This is a genomic window from Sphingomonas morindae (genome assembly GCF_023822065.1).
In the GTDB taxonomy this organism is placed as follows: Bacteria; Pseudomonadota; Alphaproteobacteria; order Sphingomonadales; family Sphingomonadaceae; genus Solisphingomonas; species Solisphingomonas morindae.
On record NZ_CP084931.1, the window covers coordinates 237,466 to 257,238 of the forward strand.

General features: G+C 71.3%; 14 protein-coding genes. 5 read left to right on the forward strand and 9 right to left on the reverse strand.

Features of this window, described 5'->3' with window-relative positions; all coding sequences use genetic code 11:
• Positions 1-177: 177 nt before the first annotated feature.
• Positions 178-2,469 (forward strand): O-linked N-acetylglucosamine transferase family protein, encoded by a 2,292-nt coding sequence (locus LHA26_RS17805; protein WP_252168842.1) that lies wholly within the window; start codon positions 178-180, stop codon positions 2,467-2,469.
• Positions 2,470-2,536: 67 nt separating this feature from the next.
• Here LHA26_RS17805 and msrA read toward each other — a convergent pair whose 3' ends face one another.
• The gene (msrA, locus tag LHA26_RS17810) at positions 2,537-3,217 is read right to left on the reverse strand and encodes a peptide-methionine (S)-S-oxide reductase MsrA (RefSeq protein WP_252168843.1); all 681 of its coding nucleotides are present in this window, start codon (positions 3,215-3,217) and stop codon (positions 2,537-2,539) included.
• A 93-nt stretch (positions 3,218-3,310) separates the two neighbouring features.
• On the opposite strand from msrA, the gene LHA26_RS17815 reads away from it, so the two are divergent.
• Entirely contained in the window at positions 3,311-5,281 is a 1,971-nt protein-coding gene (locus LHA26_RS17815; RefSeq protein WP_252168844.1) for a glycoside hydrolase family 97 protein, read from the forward strand.
• Positions 5,282-5,294: 13 nt separating this feature from the next.
• Here LHA26_RS17815 and LHA26_RS17820 read toward each other — a convergent pair whose 3' ends face one another.
• Entirely contained in the window at positions 5,295-6,203 is a 909-nt protein-coding gene (locus LHA26_RS17820) for an NAD(P)/FAD-dependent oxidoreductase (RefSeq protein WP_252168845.1), read from the reverse strand.
• Positions 6,204-6,318: 115 nt separating this feature from the next.
• Here LHA26_RS17820 and LHA26_RS17825 point away from each other — a divergent pair, with 115 nt between their 5' ends.
• Entirely contained in the window at positions 6,319-8,034 is a 1,716-nt protein-coding gene (locus LHA26_RS17825) for a c-type cytochrome (protein WP_252168846.1), read from the forward strand.
• Positions 8,035-8,108: 74 nt separating this feature from the next.
• Positions 8,109-9,398: an MFS transporter gene (locus tag LHA26_RS17830; protein WP_252168847.1), complete on the forward strand. Its 1,290-nt coding sequence runs from the start codon at positions 8,109-8,111 to the stop codon at positions 9,396-9,398.
• Positions 9,399-9,432: 34 nt separating this feature from the next.
• Here LHA26_RS17830 and LHA26_RS17835 read toward each other — a convergent pair whose 3' ends face one another.
• The gene (locus tag LHA26_RS17835; RefSeq protein WP_252168848.1) at positions 9,433-10,425 is read right to left on the reverse strand and encodes an alpha/beta hydrolase; all 993 of its coding nucleotides are present in this window, start codon (positions 10,423-10,425) and stop codon (positions 9,433-9,435) included.
• A 213-nt stretch (positions 10,426-10,638) separates the two neighbouring features.
• On the opposite strand from LHA26_RS17835, the gene LHA26_RS17840 reads away from it, so the two are divergent.
• Entirely contained in the window at positions 10,639-12,705 is a 2,067-nt protein-coding gene (locus tag LHA26_RS17840) for a TonB-dependent receptor (protein ID WP_252168849.1), read from the forward strand.
• 18 nt (positions 12,706-12,723) lie between these two features.
• Here the strand turns inward: LHA26_RS17840 and LHA26_RS17845 are convergent, their stop codons facing one another.
• The 6 genes from LHA26_RS17845 to LHA26_RS17870 all read right to left on the reverse strand — a co-directional run bounded on the left by LHA26_RS17845 (position 12,724) and on the right by LHA26_RS17870 (position 19,765).
• Entirely contained in the window at positions 12,724-13,581 is an 858-nt protein-coding gene (locus tag LHA26_RS17845) for a transporter (RefSeq protein WP_252168850.1), read from the reverse strand.
• Positions 13,578-14,897, reverse strand: coding sequence for a PQQ-dependent sugar dehydrogenase (locus LHA26_RS17850; RefSeq protein ID WP_252168851.1), 1,320 nt, complete (start codon positions 14,895-14,897; stop codon positions 13,578-13,580). Before LHA26_RS17850 ends, LHA26_RS17845 begins: the two co-directional genes overlap by 4 nt.
• Positions 14,897-15,331 (reverse strand): DUF2231 domain-containing protein, encoded by a 435-nt coding sequence (locus tag LHA26_RS17855; protein WP_252168852.1) that lies wholly within the window; start codon positions 15,329-15,331, stop codon positions 14,897-14,899. The genes LHA26_RS17850 and LHA26_RS17855 overlap by 1 nt, the downstream gene beginning before the upstream one ends.
• A 118-nt stretch (positions 15,332-15,449) precedes the next feature.
• Positions 15,450-16,982, reverse strand: a complete 1,533-nt coding sequence (locus LHA26_RS17860) for an 8'-apo-carotenoid 13,14-cleaving dioxygenase (protein ID WP_252168853.1) — start codon at positions 16,980-16,982, stop codon at positions 15,450-15,452.
• A gap of 76 nt (positions 16,983-17,058) precedes the next feature.
• The gene (locus LHA26_RS17865) at positions 17,059-18,390 is read right to left on the reverse strand and encodes a sensor histidine kinase (RefSeq protein ID WP_252168854.1); all 1,332 of its coding nucleotides are present in this window, start codon (positions 18,388-18,390) and stop codon (positions 17,059-17,061) included.
• Positions 18,380-19,765: a sigma-54-dependent transcriptional regulator gene (locus tag LHA26_RS17870; protein ID WP_252168855.1), complete on the reverse strand. Its 1,386-nt coding sequence runs from the start codon at positions 19,763-19,765 to the stop codon at positions 18,380-18,382. Before LHA26_RS17870 ends, LHA26_RS17865 begins: the two co-directional genes overlap by 11 nt.
• Positions 19,766-19,773 lie beyond the last annotated feature (8 nt).

Genomic DNA, 19,773 nt, shown 5'->3' on the forward strand with positions numbered 1-19,773 from the left:
GCTGCCGATCATCATCAACCCCATACGCCACCTGACCCTGGGCCTTGCGCTAACGCCATTAAGCGAACCGGTCCATCCTTCTCGCGGCTCGGGTCCAAAGCGGATCGGCTTGTTTAACCGGCCGTTATCCATAGGCCTCCTAGAAGCGGCCGCGGATCGAGAACGGGATTTCCGCACATGGCCGCCGGCTTGGATATGATGTTCCGCAAGGCGCGCGGCGCCGAGAAGCGCGGCGATCTCGCCGAGGCGCGGCGGCTGCTGGCGGCGGTGCTCGCCAGCCATCCCAATAACAGCACCGCCCGCCAGGCGCTGGCGCGGCTCGAGGCGGCGCCCGCGCCTGGGTCCGCCCGCGTCGCGGCGCCCGCGTCGGCCGGCCTCACGCGCGAGGCCGCCACCGCGCTCGAGCAGCTGGTGACGGCGCACCAGCGCGGCGATCATGCGGTTACCCTCAGGCTCGCCGCGCCGCTCGCCGCGCGCTTTCCGGGGCTGGAGGCGGTGCACACGCTGCGTGGCGCCGCCGCGCTGGCGCTGGGCGATCATGTCACCGCCGCCCAGGCCTTCCGCGATGCCGTGGCGGCGGCGCCGGCCAATGCCGCCAACCACAATAATCTCGGCGTCGCGCTGCGCGGGCTGGGCGATGCGGAGGGCGCCGCGCGCGCCTATGCCGATGCCCTGGCCCGCGCGCCCGACGATGCCGATACGCTGTTCAACCTCGGCAATCTCCACCGCGCCGAGGGCCGTCTAGGCGAGGCGGAAGCGGCCTATGGCCGGCTTCTGGCGCGGCAGCCCGCGCATGTCGGGGCGCTCTACGCGCGCGCCGCGCTGCACCGCGAGGCGCGCCGCGACCAGGCGGCGGTGGAGGCCTATCTCGCGCTGCTCGCGGTCGCGCCCGATCATGCCGAGGGGCTGACCGATCTGGGCGGGCTGCTCAAGGCGCTCGGCCATCTCGAGGAGGCGCTGCGCACGCTCGCGCTCGCCACCCGCGCCGGGCCGGACCAGGCCAATGCCTGGTTCGCCTATGCCCATGCGCTGGTCGTGGCGGGGCGCGGCGAGGAGGCGGTGGCGGCCTTCGAGCGCACCGTCGCGCTCGCGCCGGACAAATATGTCGCCTGGGGCCAGCTGCTGTTGCAACAGGCCTATCTGTGCGACTGGCGCATGCGCGACCGGCTCGCCACGCTGCCGATCGGCGCGGCGCGCGGCGGCGGTGCGATCGTGCCCTTCGCGGCGCTGCCCTTCGAGGATGATCCCGCGCGCCAGCTGGCGCGTTCGCGCGCCTTCGCGGAGGCCGAGCTGCTGCCCGCGCGCACCCGCTTCACCGCCCCCGCGCGCGCCGCCGGCGGCCGTATCCGGATCGGCTATTTATCCGCCGATCTCTACGATCACGCGACCATGCACCTGATCTCGGGCCTGTTGCGCTGCCATGATCGCAGCCGCTTCGAGATCCGCGCCTATGATTTCAGCCCCGCCGAGGGCCATGCCACGCGCGCCCGCGCGGATGTGGAGGCGCTGGTCGATCTGCGCGGGCTCAACGATGACGCGGCGGTCGCGCGCGCGCGCGCGGATGCGCTGGACATCGCGATCGATCTTAAGGGCTATACCAAGGATTCGCGAGCGCGCCTGTTCGTCGAGCGGGTGGCGCCGGTGCAGATCGCCTATCTCGGCTATCCGGGCACGCTCGGCGGCGATTTCATGGATTATCTGGTCGCCGATCCGGTGGTGGTGCCGCCGGGCGCGGAGCCCGGCTATGCCGAGAAGCTGATCCGGCTGCCCTTCAGCTACCAGCCCAACGACGATCAGCGCCCGATCCTGCCGCTGGACGCGTCGCGCGCCGCGCTCGGCCTGCCGGAGACGGGCTTTGTCTTCTGCTGCTTCAACCAGGGCTATAAGATAGGCCCGCGCGAATTCGACATCTGGACGCGGCTGCTGCGCGAGGTGCCGGGCAGCGTGCTGTGGCTGCTGGATTGCGGCGCCACCGCCACCGCCAATCTCCGCCGCGAGGCCGATCGGCGCGGCATCGATCCCGCGCGGCTGGTGTTCGCGCCCAAGCTCGCCCATGGGCTGCATCTTGGCCGGCAACGCCATGCCGACCTGTTTCTCGACAGCTTCGCCGTCAACGCCCACACCACCGCCAGCGACGCGCTGTGGGGCGGCCTGCCCGTGCTGACGCTCGCCGGCCGCCAGTTCGCCGCGCGGGTCGCCGCCAGCCTGGTCGTGGCGGCGGGGCTGGACGAGCTTGTCGCCACGTCCGAGGCCGCCTATTTCGAGACGGCGCTGGCGCTCGCGCGCGATCCGGCGCGGCTGGCGGCGCTGCGCGCGCGGCTGGCGACGCGGCGCACCACCTGCCCGCTGTTCGACACCAAGGGCTATACGCGCGCGCTCGAAGCCGGCTTCGCCGCCGCCTGGCAGCGCCATGTCGAGGGCCGGGCGCCCGATCACATCTGGATCGCGGCGCCCGCCGAGGCCGGCTGATCCGCCGGCGCGCGCGCCATCGGTCGCGCCGTGCGGAGGCGCCGGCCCCCGGGGCGCGGCGCCGCCCTCAGCCCCGCCAGCTCGCCGGATAGAGGCGGCGGAGCGCGGCGACCTTGGGCTGGTCGTTGATCACGATATAGGGATCGTCCGGATTGCGGGCGAGATAATTCTGGTGGTGCGCCTCGGCCGGGTAGAAGCCCTTCGCCGCCTCGATCCGCGTCACGATCGGGCCGGGGTAGAGATGGGCGCGGCCGAGCTGGGCGATATAGGCCTCGGCGACGCGCTTCTGCGCCGCCGATTGCGGGAAGAGGGCGGACCGATATTGCGTGCCCTCGTCCGGCCCCTGCCGGTCGCGCTGGGTGGGATCGGTGATGACCGAGAAATAGATGCGCAGCAGATCCGCATAATCGACCTGGCGGGGATCGAACACCACGCGCACCGCCTCGGCATGGCCGGTGGTGCCGGTGGAGACGAGCGCGTAGCGTGCGGTGGCGGCGTCGCCGCCGGCATAGCCGGCCGTGGTCGCCACCACGCCCTTCACGTGACGCATCACGCCTTCCACGCCCCAGAAACAGCCGCCGGCGAAGATCGCCGTCTCGCGCGGGGCGTCGGCCTGCTCGCGCAGCGCGGCGGCGGGTGCCTGCACCACCGGCTCGGCGCGCAGCGGAGCGAGGGCGAGCAGGGCCGCGCCGCCCAGCGCGAGGCCGAGCGCGGTGCGGGCGAGAGCGGGGCTGGTCGCGGTTTTCATGGCCGGAAAATAGTATCGCGCGGGGCGCTTGCCAAGCGCGGCCAGGGCCCGCTACCCCATTTGTCAGACATTGCAAAAGCAAAGGGGCAGGGGATGAACGGGCGCTTCGCGGGTGGGCTTTTGGCGATGCTGCTGGCGAGCGGCGCGGCGCAGGCGGCGGCGGTCGATCTCCGCTCGCCCGATGGGCGGGTGACCGCCCGTTTCGAGATGGTGCCCGGCCGGGGCGTGTCCTACGCGCTCCGCTATGCCGGCGAGACGGTGATCGCGCCGTCGCCCGCCGGGCTGCTCTTCACCACCGGACCCGATGCCGCGCCGGCTCCCGCCGCCGGGCTGCGCCTGCTCGGCAGCGAGCACCGCGAGGGGCGCGATCGCTATCGCCCCGCCCATGGCAAGGTGGCGGCGGTGGATCATGGCTATGACGAGGCGGTGCTGCACCTCGCCGCCGCCGATGGCCGCCGCATCGATCTGGTGGCGCGCGCCTATGATGCGGGCTTCGCCTTCCGCTTCCTGCTGCCCGCCGGCGGACCGGGCGGCTTTGTCGGCGGCGAGGAGACGCGCTTCGCCTTTCCCGCCGATTATGCCTGTACCGGCCTCAATCTGGGGCGGTTCGAAAACAGCCATGAGGGCGAGTTCGACGATGTCGCCGCCAGCCATATCCACGCGCACAGCCTGTATGACGCGCCGCTCGTGTGCCGCACCGGCACCGCCACCTTCGCGCTGGCCGAAAGCGACATCGAAGGCTTTCCCGGCGCCTATTTCAGCGGCCGCGCCGATGGCGGCCTGGGTGTCGAAACCCGGCTGACGCCCGCGCCCGGCGCCGCCGAGCCCGCGATCGCGACCGGGGCGGCGGCCGTGCGCACGCCCTGGCGCGTGGTGATGCTGGCCGACCGGCCGGAGCGGCTGATCGAATCCACGCTGATCGACGATCTCGCCACGCCCGCGCGCTTCGCCGCCGATGCCGAATGGATCAAGCCGGGCAAGGCCTCGTGGGACTGGTGGTCGGGGCCGATGGTGCCCAAGCCCGGCTTCGACACCGCCACCTATCGCCGCTTCATCGATCTCGCCGCCGCGCTCCACCTGCCCTATACGCTGATCGATGAAGGCTGGGCCAAGGGCGCGGGCGGCGGCGGCCGGGTGCGGCCGGACAGCGACATCACCCAGACGGCGCCGGGCATCGATATGCCGGGGCTGGTCGCCTATGCCCGCGCCAGGGGTGTGGGGCTGTGGCTCTGGGCCAATTGGAAGGCGATGGACCGCCAGATGGCCGAGGCGCTGCCGCTCTACGCGCGCTGGGGCATCAAGGGCATCAAGGTGGATTTCATGGATCGCCAGGACCAGGGGATCGTCGACTTCTACCACAAATTGCTGGGCGCGGCGGCCGCGCAGCATCTCATGGTCGATCTCCACGGCGCCTTCGCGCCGCGCGGGCTGGAGCGCACCTATCCCAATTTCATGACCCAGGAAGGGGTGATGGGGGCCGAGTATAACAAGTGGACGCGGCGCATCACCGCGCACCACAATGTCAGCCTCGCCTATACGCGCGGCCTTCTGGGGCCGATGGACTATACCCCAGGCGGCTTCCGCAACGTCACCCCGGCCGCGTTCGAGCCGCGCGTCGTCGGCCCCGAGGTGATGACGACGCGCGCCCAGCAGCTGGCGCTCTATGTCGTCTATCTCAGCCCCTTCGCCTGCCTGTCGGACGCGCCCTCGGCCTATCTCGACAGCGCCGGCAAGCCGTTTCCGGGCGTCGATTTCCTGATGAAGGTGCCGACCAGCTGGGACGAGACGCGCGGCATCGCGGGCGCGTTCGGACACTATGTCGCGGTGGCGCGGCGGTCGGGCAAGGCCTGGTATGTCGGCGCGATCACCGACGAGACCGCGCGGCGCATCAGCATCCCGACCGATTTCCTCGGCGGCGGCCGCTGGACGGTGCGGCAGTGGAGCGACGGCGCGACGCCGGAGGCGCTCGGCGTCACCACCACCACCATCACCGCCGGCACGCCGATCCCCGCCGCGCTCGCGGGCAGCGGCGGCACCGCGCTGATCTTCGAGCCGGCGTCCTGACGCGCGCGCCGGCTCAGCGCCAGAGCGGGCGCTGGCTGTCGAGCAGGTTGCGGATGGTGGTGGCCGCGACCCCGGCCTCGCCCATGGCGTGGCTGATCTGATCCAGCCCCTTTACCACGTCGCCGGCCGCGAACAGGCCGGGAACGCTGGTGCGCTGGTGATCGTCCACCTCCAGGCAGCCGTCGCCGCTCGCCCGCGCGCCCGCCTCGATCGCCAGATGCGAGCGGATGCGCGAGCCGAGCGCGGGATAGACGCTGTCGAACGCGAGGCGGCCGGCGGCGGTATCGAGCGCGAGCCGATCGCCCTCGATCGCCCAGCCGCCACAGGGTCCGTCGATCCGCGCGATCCCGGCGGCGTCGAGCCGCTCGGCGCAGGCGGGATCGAGGCTGTGCGCGGCATCGGGCGCGATCAGCGTCACGTCGCGCGTGAAGCCGCGCAGGAACAGCGCCTCGCGCATGCCATGGTCGCTGGTGCCGATCACCGCCACGCGCCGGTCGGTCACCTCATAGCCGTCGCACACCGGGCAATAGCGCAGCAGGCCGCGCGCCAGCGCCGGATCATGCACATCGGGGAGCAGCGCCTTGGGCCGATGGTTCACCACGCCGGTGGCGAGCAACACGGTGCGCGCGCGATACTCGGCCGTGCCGGTGCGGACCAGGAAGCCCGCCTCGTCCGTGGCGAGCGCCTCCACACGCACCGGCTCGCACCGCGCGCCGTAGCGCGCGGCCTGGGCGCGCATCCGCTCGAGCAGCGCCACGCCGCTAATGCCATCGGGATAGCCGGCATGATTATGGGTGCAGGGGATCATCGCCGCCCGGCTCGAGCCGCTGTCGAACAGGCGGATGTCGAGATGGTAGCGCGCCAGATAGATGGCGGCGGTGAGCCCGGCCGGCCCGGCACCGATGATGATGCAATCGTCCATGGTGCGCCGACAAAGCGCGAGCGCGCGCGCCGTTCCGCGCGATTGACGCGGCCCCGGGCCGCCGCCTAGCCTCGCGCGCGGGGGTTTTGGTGGCGTAGGCATGAGGAGAGGCCCGATGGGCAAGACGCGATGGGGCGGACGGATCGGGCTGTGCGTGCTGGCCGCCGCCTGCGGGTCGGCACAGGCGCCGGCGGACGCGCCGCGTGCGCACGCGGCGGCGGCGCGCGGCGGCTGCACCGGCGATAATGGCGGGCTGGTGCTGCCGCCCGGCTTCTGCGCCACCGTCTTCGCCGATGGGCTCGGCCATGTCCGCCATCTCGCGGTCGACGCGGCGGGCCGGGTCTATGCCAATAGCCAGGGCGGCGCCGAGGGCGGCGGCCCGGCGGGGCTGATCCTGCTGCGCGACGCCGATCGCGACGGCCATGCCGAGGCGATCGAGCATATCGTGCAGGCGCCGACCGGCGGCACCGGCCTCGCGCTGCATGACGGCTATGTCTATCTGGAGGATGGCGACGCGATCCGCCGGATCCGCCTCGATCCCGCCGCCGGCCGCGCCACGGGCGCCGCCGAAACCGTGGTGCGCGGCCTGCCCACCACCGGCGACCATCATTCGCACAGCATCGCCATCACCCGCGCGGGCGCGCTTTTCGTCAATTCGGGCAGCGCCACCAATGCCTGTCAGCGCGACAATCGCCAGCCCGGCTCGCCGGGGCTGACCCCCTGCGCCGAGCTTGCGACGCGCGCCGGGATCTGGCGCTTCGATGCCGCCGGCCATGATCAGCCCTTCGCCCCGGCCGCGCGCTACGCCACCGGCATCCGCAACGCCGTGGGCCTCGCGCTCGACGGGCGCGACCGGCTCTTCGCCACCCAGCATGGCCGCGATCAGCTGCACGAGAATTGGCCGCGCCTCTACACCGCCGTCCAGGGCCAGGAACTGCCCGCCGAGGAGCTGGTGGCGGTCGGCCCCGGCAGCGATTTCGGCTGGCCGCGCTGCTATTATGATCCGGGCCAGAAGAAGCTGGTGCTCGCGCCCGAATATGGCGGCGATGGCGGCCATGCGGTCGGCGCCTGCGCCACCAAGGTGGCGCCGATCGCCAGCTTCCCCGCGCATTGGGCGCCCAACGCGCTGCTGCTCTATGGCGGCACGCAATTTCCCCAGGCCTATCGCGGCGGCGCCTTCATCGCCTTTCACGGCTCGTGGAACCGCGCGCCGGGGCCGCAGGGCGGCTTCAACATCGTCTTCCAGCCGCTCCGGGACGGCCGCGCGAGCGGCGCCGCGATCGTGTTCGCGGACGGCTTCGCGGGCGCGGATAAGGCCAGCGGCGGCGCGGCGCACCGGCCCTCGGGCCTCGCCATGGCGCCGGACGGATCGCTCTATGTGGGCGACGACAAGGCCGGACGGATCTGGCGCATCCATTATTCCGGTCCCGCCGATGCCGCGCTCACCGGCGTCGCCGTCGCGGCGCCGGGCCCCGTGCGCGCACCGGCCGCCAGCGCCGCCGCGGCGTCGGCCCCGGTGCCGCCGGGTGCGACCGCCGCGATGGTGGCGCTCGGCCGGCGCATCTATGCGGGCGCGGTGGCCGATGGCACCTGCGCCGGCTGCCATGGCCCCGGCGGCGAAGGCTCGGCGGTGGCGCCGCGCCTGTCGGACGGGCAATGGCTGTGGGGCGATGGCTCGCCCGCCGCGATCCGCCGTGTGATCGTCGCCGGCGTCCCGCATCCCAAGAAATATCCGGCGCCGATGCCGCCTTATGGCGGCGCGACGCTGACGCCGGCGCAGACGGACGCGGTCGCCGCCTATATCTGGTCGATCGCGCACGGCGGCCGCTGACGCGCCACTCTCCGCTCGCGCCCGGCGGCCGCCCGTCCTATGAGCGGCGCCGGGCATGAGCGGAGGAGCGGCGGGTGACGCCAGAGCAAGCGGTCTTCACCAGAAGCGAGGCGCGGCAGACGCGGCGGGTGCTGATCGCCAGCCTGGTGGGAACGGCGGTCGAATTCTACGATTTCTATATCTACGCCACCGCCGCCAGCCTCGTCTTCGGCCCGCTCTTCTTCCCCGCCGCCTCGCCCTCGGCGCAGCTCCTTTCCGCCTATGCCAGCCTCGGCCTCGCCTTTCTGGCGCGGCCGCTGGGCGGCGTGCTGTTCGGCCATTTCGGCGATCGGATCGGGCGCAAATCGACGCTCGTCGCCTCGCTGCTGCTGATGGGCGGATCGACCGCCGCGATCGCGCTCCTGCCCAGCTACGCGACGATCGGCTGGTGGGCGCCGCTGCTGCTCTGCCTGCTGCGCTTCGGCCAGGGCTTGGGGCTGGGCGGCGAATGGAGCGGCGCAGCGCTGCTGGCGGTGGAGAATGCGCCGCCCGGCTGGCGCGGCCGCTTCGGCATGGTGCCGCAGCTCGGCGCGCCGGTCGGCTTCATCCTCGCCAACGGTTTCTTCCTGCTGCTCGGCGCGCTGCTGAGCCCGGACCAGTTCCGCGCCTGGGGCTGGCGCGTGCCCTTCGCGGCGAGCGCGCTGCTGGTGGCGCTCGGACTGTGGGTGCGGCTGACGCTGACGGAGACGGCGGTGTTCGCGCGCGCGCAGGCCGAGGGGCCGCCGCCGCGCGTGCCGATCGCCGAGGTGCTCGGCCGGCACGGCGGCGCCGCGCTGGCGGGCACGCTCGGCGTCGTCGCCTGCTTCGCCCTCTATTATTGCGCGACCGCCTTCGCGCTCGGCTATGGCACCACCGCGCTCGGCTATGCCAAGCAGGATTTCCTGCGCGTCCAGCTCGGCGCGATCCTGTTCATGGCGGCGGGGATCGCGGCGGCGGGCTGGTGGGCGGACCGGCTCGATCCGCGCCGCGTGCTCATCTGGGGCTGTCTGGGGACGATGCTGGTCGGCGCGCTCTGGGGTCCGCTGCTCGGATCGGGGCGGCTCGACCTGGTGTTTGTCTGCCTCGCCCTAGCGCTGACCGCGATGGGCTTCGTCTATGGTCCGCTCGGCGCCTGGCTGCCCGGCCTGTTCCCGCCGCGCGTGCGCTACAGCGGCTCGTCGCTCGCCTTCAACATCGGCGGCATTCTGGGCGGCGCGCTGGCGCCGGTGATCGCGCAGACGCTGGCCGAGCGCCATGGCCTGGGCGCGGTGGGGGGCTATCTCGCGGCGGCGGCGGCGGTGAGCCTCGTCGCGCTGCTCGCGATCGGCCGCCGGCGCCCCGCCTGAGCGCCAGCGCGCCGTCGATCGCGCGCGTCCGCGCTCAGCCCAGCCCCAGTCCCTGCGCCTGCGCCCACAGCGCGAAGAGCGTCCGCCAGTTGCGCGCCGGCGCGCCGATCGGGCCCGGCAGCCCCAGCCCGTGGCCGCCCGCCGTGAACAGGTGCGTCTCCACCTTCACGCCTGCCGCCTTCAGCGCCGCGCGCATCTCGAGGCTGTTCTCCACGGACACCGTCCGATCATCCTCGGCATGGGCAAGGAAGCAGGGCGGGGTGGCGGGGGTGACGTTGCGCGCCGGGCTGTGCGCCGCCTCCAGCGCGGGGGACGGGTCCGGCCCCAGCAGCATGTCGCGCGATCCGCCATGGGCGAGCGGCGCCTGCATCGACTGGACGGCATAGATGGGCGCCGCCAGCGCCGGCCGCGCGCTCAGCCGGTCGGCGGGTTCGATGGGCGCATAGACGGGCGTGGCGAAGCGGGTGGCGAGATCGCCGCAGACATGGCCGCCCGCCGAAAAGCCCAGCGCGCCGATCTTCTCCGGATCCACGCCATAATCCCGCGCGCGGGCGCGGATCAGCCGCATGGCGCGCTGGGCATCGGCAAGCGGCACATCGGCGCGCCCGGCCCAGCCTTCGCCCGGCAGGCGATAATAGAGGACGAACACGGTCCAGCCCCGCGCGCTGAGCCAGGGGCCGATCTGATAGCCTTCCACGTCGATCACGATCACCGAATAGCCGCCGCCCGGCATCACCAGCAGCGCCGCGCCATTGGGCTTGGCGGGGCGGAACAGCTTCATCCGGGGCCGGGCGATGCCCTTCACCATGCGGCCATGATGCGCGGCGGTGCCGGTTTCGATCACCTGTTCCACCGGCAGCACCGCCGGCGCGCCGGGCGGGGTGCCGGGCCAGAGCGCGATCTCCTCGGCGGGATAGGCGGGCCAGGCGCCGGGCGCGGCGACGGGTGAGGCGGCGGCGGCGGCACCGCCGAGCAGTCCGCCCGCCGAGGCGGCCAGCAAGGTTTCGCGTCGGTTCAACAAGCGCATCGATCTCTCCTGACCGAAGCCAGCATTCCCGACCGAAGCCGCCAAGTCAAAGCCAACAAGAACAAAGACTTGGCCGAGTAGCGCGAGGCTGCGAACCGGGGCGGGCGGCATCGCCTCCATTTTGGCGTTGCGTCGTCCGCCCAGGTGCCGCTAATGCGAGGCGTTCGCACCAGAAGGGGGGTGAGAGTGTCCGGTCATCGTGCGGCGCAGAGGATGCGCCTTGTGTTTGCGTGCGCCATTTTGCTGCCGTCGGTCGCCGGTGCGGCGACGCCCGCCGAGCCGGGCGAGGGGGAGGCGATCGTCGTCAGCGGCGAGCATGAAGGCTATGCGCCCGTCCGCACGTCCGCCGCCAAGATCCCGGCGGCGCTGCGCGACATTCCCCAGTCGATCGCGGTCGTCCCCGCGCAGCTGCTGTTCGACCAGCGCGCGCTGTCGCTTCAGGATGCGCTGAAAAATGTGCCCGGCGTCGCCTTCTCGTCGGGCGATGGCCAGCGCGATCAGGTGAGCATCCGTGGCTTCAGCGCGATCGCCGATCAGTTCGTCAACGGCTTCCGCGACGACGCGCTCTACTTCCGCGATCTTTCCAACACCGAGCGGGTCGAGGTCATCAAGGGACCGGCCGCCGTGCTGTACGGGCGCGGCTCTTCCGGCGGACTCATCAACCGCGTGCTGAAACAGCCCGATGTCACGATCACCTCGCTCACGCTCTCCGCCGGCGCCTTCGATCAAAAGCGCGCCGAATGGGATGTCGGCCGGTTCGATCGCCATGGCGGCACCGGCTTCCGGCTGACGGGTGCCTATGAGGATGATGGCAGCTTCCGCCAGCAGCAATTCCTCAAGCGCTTCGCGCTCGCGCCCTCGCTGCTGCTCGGCGCCGGCGGCGACACGAACCTCTATGCGACGGCCGACTATCTGCGCGACCGGCGGCTCACCGATTTCGGCATTCCCGCGATCAACGGCCGCCCCGTCGACGTGCCGCGCGGCACCTATTATGGCGCGGCCAATGCGCGCGACGCCGATGTGACGGCGAGCCGCGTGCTCTCGCAGACGCTGATCCTCACCCATCGCTTTTCCGACGCGCTCGGCTTCCGCGACGGCTTCCGCCATTATCGCTACGTCCTGAACCGCCGCAACACCTCCTCGACCGCGGTGGACGTGGGCGCGGGCACGGTGACGCTGCAACATGGCGGGCTGGATCGCGACGAGGAGGGCTGGTCCAACCTGGCCGAGCTGACGCAGACGCTGCACGGCGGCGGCATGGAGCATGTGCTGCTCTATGGTTTCGAGATCGCGCACCAGGCCAAGGATGCGCGGACGCTGCTGGCGCGCCGGGTGGCGACCACCTCGCTCACCAGGCCGGTGCTGCCCGTGATCGATCCGGCGAGCTTCACCGCGCTCAGCGCCGATACCGGCACCAGCCTCGATAATCGCGGCCTCTATGTGCAGGATCTCGCCACGCTCGGCCATGGCCTGAAGGCGCTGATCGGCGCCCGCTACGACTGGTTCATGCAGAAGACGGTCCAGCGCCTGCCCGGCCAGTCGCCGCTCGCACGCACCGATCGCAAGCTCAGCCCGCGTGCCGGCCTGGTCTTCCAGCCCGATCGCGCCCAGTCCTATTATGTCTCGTGGAGCAGCAGCTTCCAGCCCTCGGCCGAAAGCTTCGCGCTCGCCGCCAACAATGCCGATATCGCGCCGGAGCAGACGCGGAACACCGAGGCCGGCGCGAAATACACGCTGCTGGGCGGCCGGCTCAACCTCCAGGCGGCGGCCTTCCTGCTGCGCCGGACGCATATCAAGGGCAGCGATCCGCTCGATCCCACGCGGCTGGTGCCGATCGGCACCCAGCGGACGCGCGGCGTGGAATTGTCGGCCCAGGCCGATCTGCCCTCGGGCTTCCACGCCACCGCCGGCTATGCCTATCTCGATACCCGCGTCACCGCCTCGGCCAATCCCGGCTTTGTCGGCAAGCGCGCCACGCTTACCCCCAGCCACGCGGTCAACGCCTTCGTCACCCGGAGTTTCGCCGGGCGGTTCGGACTGGGCGGCGGCCTCAACTATGTCGGCGATCGCTGGGCCGATCCCGCCAACACCACCGTGCTGCCGCACTATGTGACGGTGGATGCGGTCGCCTGGGTGCTGGTCGGCCCGGTCCGGCTCCAGCTCAACGCCTATAATCTCGGCAATGCGCGCTACATCGTCGCGGGCCACGGCACCTCGCCGTTGCTCAACGTGCCGGGCGCGCCGCGCTCGCTTCTCGGAACCGCCCGCTTCAGCTTCTGAGCGGGGGCGCAGCGCGGATCAGAACAGGATGGTGAAGCCGGTATAGGTGCGGACATCGGGGCTTTGGGCATTGAGCCCGGCCACGGTCTCGGCCCAGAGCGAGATCCGCTTCGACGCCTTCACCGCCAGCCCCTCGCCCGCGAAGACCTGGGTCGTGTGGCCGCTCGGATCCTGATCGCGCACCACCTCCGCCTCGGTATAGAGCGTGACGCGCTTGACCGGGTGTAGGCTGGCGGTGGCGATCATGTCGCCGGCGAAATGGCGTCCGCTGCGATCCTGATCGACCGCGGCATCCGCCTCGGTCGTCAGGCTGAGCGACAGGAAATCGCTGACCTGGTAGGAGATGGGCACGTCGATGCTGGCCGCCCAATCGCCACCGCCGATCGCGCCGTGTCCGGTCGGCAGCGTCACCGCCCCTTCGATGCCGAAAGAGAGGCCTTTTCCGTCCGGATTGCGCAGATTCTGGCGAAAACCGAGCGAAACATCGCCGATTCCGTGCGTGCGCTGCACCGCGCCGCCGGGTTCGTCCACCATTTGGTCGCGGCCATAGGGGATCCAGCCGATCTGGATCTCGGTGCTGGGGCCGACCCCGACCCGGGCGAGGAAATCGCCGAAATTGGTGCTCGTGTCGCGCCCGGCGCCGCTGCGATCGCGCTGCCAGTCCACCGCCGAGACTTCGAGCTGCACCTCGCCCGGCTTGGTCGTGCAGGCGGACGAGCCGAGCGACGGGCGGCTGGGGCAGAAGCGCGGATCGCCATCCTCGGCGATGGCGGGCGCGGCCATCATCAGCGCGAGCGGCAGGGCGGCGCGTTTCCAGTCTCCCAGCGCTGGTCCAGCCGAAAGTGCGCCCGCCGCCGATCCGTCGACGCGGCTCACCGTCCGCCGGCGCGGCTCACCCGCCAGACGGTATTGCCGACATCGTCCGCCACCAAGAGCGCGCCGGTGCGGTCCAGCGCCACCTCGACCGGCCGGCCGCGCACCGTTTTCTTGTCCGGCGCGAGGAAGTTGGTGACGACCGGGATCGGGTTGCCGCTCGGCCGCCCGTTGACGAAGGGCACGAAGATCACCTGATAGCCGTTCAGCGGATCGCGATCCCAGCTGCCATGCTCGCCGACAAAGGCGCCATTGGCGAAGCGCGGCGACAGCGTCTGCCCCTGGCTGAAGGTGACGCCCAGCGCCGCGACGTGCGAGCTGAGGCCGTAATCGGGCTTGATCGCCTGCGCCACCTTGGCGGGATCCTGCGGGTGCACGCGCACATCCACATGCTGGCCCCAATAGCTGTACGGCCAGCCATAAAAGCCGCCCTCGCGGATCGAGGTGAGATAGTCCGGCACCAGATCCGGGCCGATCTCGTCGCGCTCGTTCACCACCGCGAAGAGCTGGCCGGTGCCGGGCTGGATGGCGAGATTGGTCGGGTTGCGCGTCCCCGTGGCGTAGATGCGCTTGGCGCCGGTCAGCCGATCCACCTCGTAGATGGCGGCGCGGCCCTGCTCGGCGTCCATGCCATTTTCGGTGATGTTGCTGTTCGATCCGACACCGATATAGAGTTTGGATCCGTCCGGGCTCGCCACCATGGATTTGGTCCAGTGATGGTTGATCGGGCCGGCGGGCAGATCCGCGAGCCTTTTGGGCGGCGCGGTGATCCGGGTCTGGCCCAGCGCATAGGGGAAGGCGAGCAGCGCATCGGTGTTGGCGACATAGAGCGTGCCATCCACCCAGGCGACGCCATAGGGCGAGTGGAGCTGATCGACCAGCACCGTGCGAAGCTCGGGCACGCCATCGCCATTGGTATCGCGCACCAAAGTGATGCGGTTGCCGCCCTTGGCGCCCGCGCCGGCGCGGTTCTTCACCTTGCCCTGGATATAATCCTTGGGGCGGAAAGGCTTGGACCCTGGGCTGTTGCTCTCGACGATCAAGATGTCGCCATTGGGGAGGGTATAGACGACGCGCGGATGCATCAGCCCGGTGGCGAGCGGCTGGATGCGCAGCCCCGCCGGCACGCTGGGCGCCTCGCCCGGCTTCCAGCCCACCGCCTTGGGCACACTCATGGGGGGCAGAAAGTATTGATGTTCGTCCGGCAGATAAGGGTTGGGCCCATATTGACGGGACGGATCGCCGCCCTTGCCGCTGCAGGCGGCGAGCACCGCCAGCGCGAGCAACGGGGCGGATTGGCGGACGGCGGTCGCGCGCATCAGTAATCTCCCCGCGTGATGACCGGATCGGCGGTGACGCGCCAGCCCCGGAGCCCGGCGATCAGCAGCAGGATGGCGGTGATCGCCGAGAGGGTGATGCCGCTCGGCACCACCGAGGTCCAGGCGTCGCGCGTGTGGATGAAGACGTTCGCGATCGAAAGCAGCGCGGCGACCGCGAGCAGCGCGAAATCGAGCCAGCGGATCGGCCCGGTGCGCCGCAGCGCCAGCTCGACCAGCAGGATGATCGTCGCCACCAGCGCCAGCACCAGCCCGCCGGTGATCAGCCAGGCCGAGAAATTGGCCCACTGCATCAGCGCGTTGCTTGCGTACATATAGTCGGTGAAGAAGGCCGCCATCAGCAGCGTGCCGCCGAGGCTGACGAAGAAGGGGTGGACGGGCCGGGCGATATATCCGGCGGCGGCTGGTCTCGCCATGATTCCTCCTGCGTCCGCCGCATCGCGACATGCGGTGGCAATGGACTGGACACACGAACCCGGCGGCCGCTTATTGGTTTCGTGAAAACCGCCGGGAATCGTAAGCCATTGTCCCAGGTTAGTGGCGATGCCCCCGATCCTGCGGACGGGCGTGGCCGCGCGCCTCCGCCGGCAGCCAGGCACCATGGATGCCGGGCGGGATGCGATGGGGCAGACGCACCGTCGCGACCGGCGGCGCCTCGATCCGCCGCGCGTCCAATATCTCCAGCGCGGTGGACCGGCCATCGGCCCCGATGACCAGGCCGATCAGCCAGCCCTCATCCTCGTCCGCTTCCGGAGAGGCGGGCACGAAGACGAACTCGCCCGCGATCCGCCCCGCGCCAAAGGCGTGCATCGCGCGCGTGCCGGCGTGGAGATCATGTTTGATGAGCGGCGCCTCGCCCACCAGCGTCTCGCTGGGCTCGGCGGGAAGGCCGAGCGCATAGGCGAACCGATAGGGGCGACCCTGGCGCCGCGCGTCGATCACCGGCAGCTCCTGCGGCGTGGGGTCGAGGATGGTCTGCGTCACCGTGCCGCCTTCGGGATCGATCAGCCAGCGTTCCAGGCCCCTGGGCTGTTCGTCGGGCGCCTCATTGTCGCCGGCGAACATGCGATCATAGCCGATCACGTCCAGCGCGACGCGCCCGTCGGGAAGATCCTGCGCGTTGACGGTGTGGAACACGAAGCAGGGCGGCAGCGCGATCCAGCGGATATCGCCGGCCTCCCCCTCGCGCGGCAACAGCCCCAGCCGGGCCGGATGATCCGGGTTCCAGCGATAGGGAAAGCCGCGACCCGCCAGCACCACCCGCATCGAGAGGGTGAGCGGCAGATCGAGCACGATCACGTAGCGCGCGGTGATCGCGCAATCGTGGATCAGCGGACCATGCGACACCGGGATCACCACCGATCGCCGCACGCGCCCGCCCTGATCGACCACATTGTAGCGGACGCGCTTGGGATCGGTCGCCTCGTAGCAGAGCGCGTGCAGCTCGCCTGTCGCGGGATCGCGGCGGGGATGGGCGGTGAAGGAGCCGGGCAGCGTGCCGGCGAAATCGTCATAGGCCTGCGCCTCGAGATGCTCGTCGAAGCGCACCGGCGTGCTGCCCGCCTCCACCAGCGCCCAGCCCGCGCCGGCATGGTGGAGGATGGAGGTGTTGACCGTGTCGAAGATATGGCGCGGGCCCGGCGCGGGCGTCACCCGCCGCGCCTTGGCGACCTCGGTGGAGCGGATCCAGCGATTGCGATACCAGAGCGCTCGGCCGCCGCGTAGCCGCACGCCATGGATCATCCCGTCGCCGGTGAAGAAATGGTAGAGGCGCGGGTCGGGCGCCACCGGATTGGGCCCGATCCGCACATAGCGGCCGTCCAGCGCCGCCGGAATCTGCCCCTCGACGCGGAGATCGTCGAGCGTCAGTTCCTCGGTCATCGGCGTATGGATGCCGGTGAGCAGCGGGTGCGGCGCATCGCGCGCGGGCACGCGGGCGCGGTTGAAGGCGGCGATGCCCGCAATGACGGGCGAGGCGATGGCGGCGAAGGCGCGCTCGGCGGCCTCCATCAGCCGCTCGGCCATGGGCGGGGAAGGGGCCGCCGCCCTGCCTTGCGCTTTGCCCATGCCGTGTCTCGCCTCCCTGTCGCCGAACAGGCTCAACGCGCCGGCGCGCCGGAGGTGACATGGCGGCGGCGGCGCGTCACACGATCAGCTGGATGGTCGCGCCTCCGAGCAGCGGCGGGGCGAGGCCGATCCGGCCCTGGTGCAGCAGCACCACCTGCCGCGCGAAGCTGAGCCCGACCCCGGTGCCATCCGCCTTGGTGGTGAAGAATGGCAGGAAGATCTCCTCCTCCAGCCCGGCGGGCACGCCCGGCCCGTTATCGCTGACGCTGAGCCGCACGCGCCCGGTTTCCTCCCCCGTCAGCGCCAGCGCCACCTCGGGCCGCGCCATTCCGGACACGGCCTGGCCGGCGTTTTTGAGCAGGTTCAGCACCACTTGGCCGAGCAGATCGGCATCGGCGGCGATCATCAGCCCCTCGGGCTCCAGCGCGCAGGCGAGCGCGACGCCCGCCGCCTGCGGCGTGGCGCGGAAGGAGCGGACCAGCTCGTCCAGCCAGGGCAGGGCCGCGAACCGCGCGATCCGCGCCGACGGCCGTTCGCTGAAGCTGCGGTAGGACTCGACGAAATGCGCGATTCCGCCCGCCCGCCGCGCCAGCGCCTCGACGGCGCGCCGCGCATCGCCGCGCGCTTCGGGATCATCGTCGCGCGCCAGCAGCCGCGCGGCGCTTGCCGCCAGCGAGGTGACGGGGGTGAGCGAGTTCATGATCTCGTGCGTCAATACCCGCACCAGATCGGTCTGGGTCGCCATCTCGGCTGCGTCCAGCTCGCCCTGGATGATCTGCACCGACAGGATGCGCCAGGGCTGCCCCTGCCGGTCCGCCACGGCGACCGCGAGCACCGCGCGCTGCCACAGCCCGTTCCACAGCAGCCGGCAGACACGCCTTGTGCCCGGCGCGGCGGCGCGCAGCGCATCCGCGAATTCGGCGCCATAGCGGGCGAAATGCGCGGCCGCGCGGCCGTCGCTCTCGCGGAACAGCCGTCGCGCCGCCTTGTTGGCGAGGTGGACCACGCCTTCGCCGGAAATGGCGAGCATCGGCGTCGGCGCCTCATCGGCGAGCACGGCGGCGAAGCGGGTTTCGTCCGCGCTCGCCAGCCGCTCCGCGCGCAGCCGCTGCAAGGCGCCGTCGAACGCGGCCCCGAGTTCGTCCAGGCCCGCGCCGCGATCGCGCGAACGGAAACCCTGGGTGAGATCGCCATGCTCCAGCGCCGCGACGAAGCGCGCGATCAGCTGGTTGGTCCGCCGCGTCCGCATCCAGAGCAGCCACAGCATCGACAGCGCCAGTAGCGCGACGAGCAGCTTGTCGGCGTAGAAGCCGCTACGCTGCATCAGCCAGCCGAGCAGCGTGACGGCGAGCGCGAGCCCGATCGCCGGCGGCGCGAAGCCGGCGGCCAGCCGCCGCTCAAAGCCCATGTTTCTCCATCCGCCGGTAGAGCGAGCCGCGGGTGAGACCAAGCTCGGCGGCGGCGCTGGAGATGTTGTAGCCATGTTTCTTGAGCGCGCGCTCGATCAGGCGCCGCTCGGCGCGGTCGAGATTGAGATCCGCGCCCTCCGCATCCTCCCCATGCGCCTGGGCCGGCGCCTGTACCGGCGGCGTGGGCGCGGGCGCCGGTCCGAGCGGAAAATCGGCAAGGGTGAAGTGGTCGCCTTCCGACAGGATCACCGCGCGCTCGGCGGCGTGGCGCAGCGCGCGGACATTGCCCGGCCAGTCGAAGCCGATCAGCCGATCCCGCACGGCCGCCGGCACCGGCTTGTCCGGCCTGTCATATTTGCGCGCGTAGAGGCGCAGATAATGATCGAGCAGGAGCGGGATATCTTCGGGCCGTTCGCGCAGCGGCGGCAGATGGATCTCCACCGTGTTGAGCCGGAACAGCAGATCCTGGCGAAAGCGGCGCTCGTCGGCGAGCTGGTCCAGCGCCATGTTGGTGGCCGAGATGATCCGCACGTCGATTCCCACCGCGCGCGTGCTGCCGACCGGCGTCACCGTGCGGCTCTCCAGCGCGGTGAGCAGCTTGGGCTGCAGATGCAGCGGCAGATTGCCGACCTCGTCGAGAAAGAGCGTACCGCCCTGCGCCGCCTGCATGCGGCCTGCGCGATCCGTCTTGGCATCGGTGAAGGCGCCCTTGGCGTGGCCGAACAATTCGGCGTCGAACAGGCTTTCCGCGATCGCGCCGAGATCGACCGAGAGCAGCGGCCCGGCGGCGCGGCGTGAGCGCTGGTGCAGTTCGCGCGCGACAAGCTCCTTGCCGGTGCCGTTCTCGCCGAGGATGAGGACATTGGCCTCGGTGGGCGCGGCCTTGTCGATCAGCGAGAGGACGCGCGCCATGGCGGGCGACGCGCCGAGCAGCGATGTCGTTGCCGGCGCCCCGGCCGGCGCCGCCGGGCTGCGCCCGCGCGACCGGCGGAGCGCGGCGGCGGTGCGGGCGGTGGCGAGCAGCCGCTCGTTGTTCCAGGGCTTGGACACGAAATCGGTGGCGCCCCGCTTCATCGCCTCGACCGCGATCTGCACGCCGCCATGGGCGGTGATGAGCACGATCGCGGCGGCGGGATCGCGCGCCAGAAAGGCCTGCATCCAGCGAAAGCCCTCGGCGCCATCGGTGGCGCCGCGCGCGAAATTGGCATCGAGCAGGATCAGGTCCGGCAGCGCCGCATCGAGCGTGGCGAGGCCCTGCTGCGGCGTCGTCGCCACCACCACGCGCCTGAACAGGTCGCGCATGACCAGCCGCGCCGAGAGCAGCACATCCTCATCGTCGTCGATGATCAGGCAGAGGTCGAACATATCCGGCATGGCTTGTC

Bases quoted from the DNA above. Each gene is read 5' to 3' on its own strand.
- LHA26_RS17820 (WP_252168845.1), bottom strand. From the start codon at position 6,203: ATGGACGATTGCATCATCATCGGTGCCGGGCCGGCCGGGCTCACCGCC.
- LHA26_RS17805 (WP_252168842.1), top strand. From the start codon at position 178: ATGGCCGCCGGCTTGGATATGATGTTCCGCAAGGCGCGCGGCGCCGAG.
- LHA26_RS17860 (WP_252168853.1), bottom strand. From the start codon at position 16,982: ATGGGCAAAGCGCAAGGCAGGGCGGCGGCCCCTTCCCCGCCCATGGCC.
- LHA26_RS17835 (WP_252168848.1), bottom strand. From the start codon at position 10,425: ATGCGCTTGTTGAACCGACGCGAAACCTTGCTGGCCGCCTCGGCGGGC.
- LHA26_RS17850 (WP_252168851.1), bottom strand. From the start codon at position 14,897: ATGCGCGCGACCGCCGTCCGCCAATCCGCCCCGTTGCTCGCGCTGGCG.
- LHA26_RS17840 (WP_252168849.1), top strand. From the start codon at position 10,639: ATGCGCCTTGTGTTTGCGTGCGCCATTTTGCTGCCGTCGGTCGCCGGT.
- LHA26_RS17865 (WP_252168854.1), bottom strand. From the start codon at position 18,390: ATGGGCTTTGAGCGGCGGCTGGCCGCCGGCTTCGCGCCGCCGGCGATC.
- LHA26_RS17855 (WP_252168852.1), bottom strand. From the start codon at position 15,331: ATGGCGAGACCAGCCGCCGCCGGATATATCGCCCGGCCCGTCCACCCC.
- LHA26_RS17825 (WP_252168846.1), top strand. From the start codon at position 6,319: ATGGGCAAGACGCGATGGGGCGGACGGATCGGGCTGTGCGTGCTGGCC.
- msrA (WP_252168843.1), bottom strand. From the start codon at position 3,217: ATGAAAACCGCGACCAGCCCCGCTCTCGCCCGCACCGCGCTCGGCCTC.
- LHA26_RS17815 (WP_252168844.1), top strand. From the start codon at position 3,311: ATGAACGGGCGCTTCGCGGGTGGGCTTTTGGCGATGCTGCTGGCGAGC.
- LHA26_RS17870 (WP_252168855.1), bottom strand. From the start codon at position 19,765: ATGCCGGATATGTTCGACCTCTGCCTGATCATCGACGACGATGAGGAT.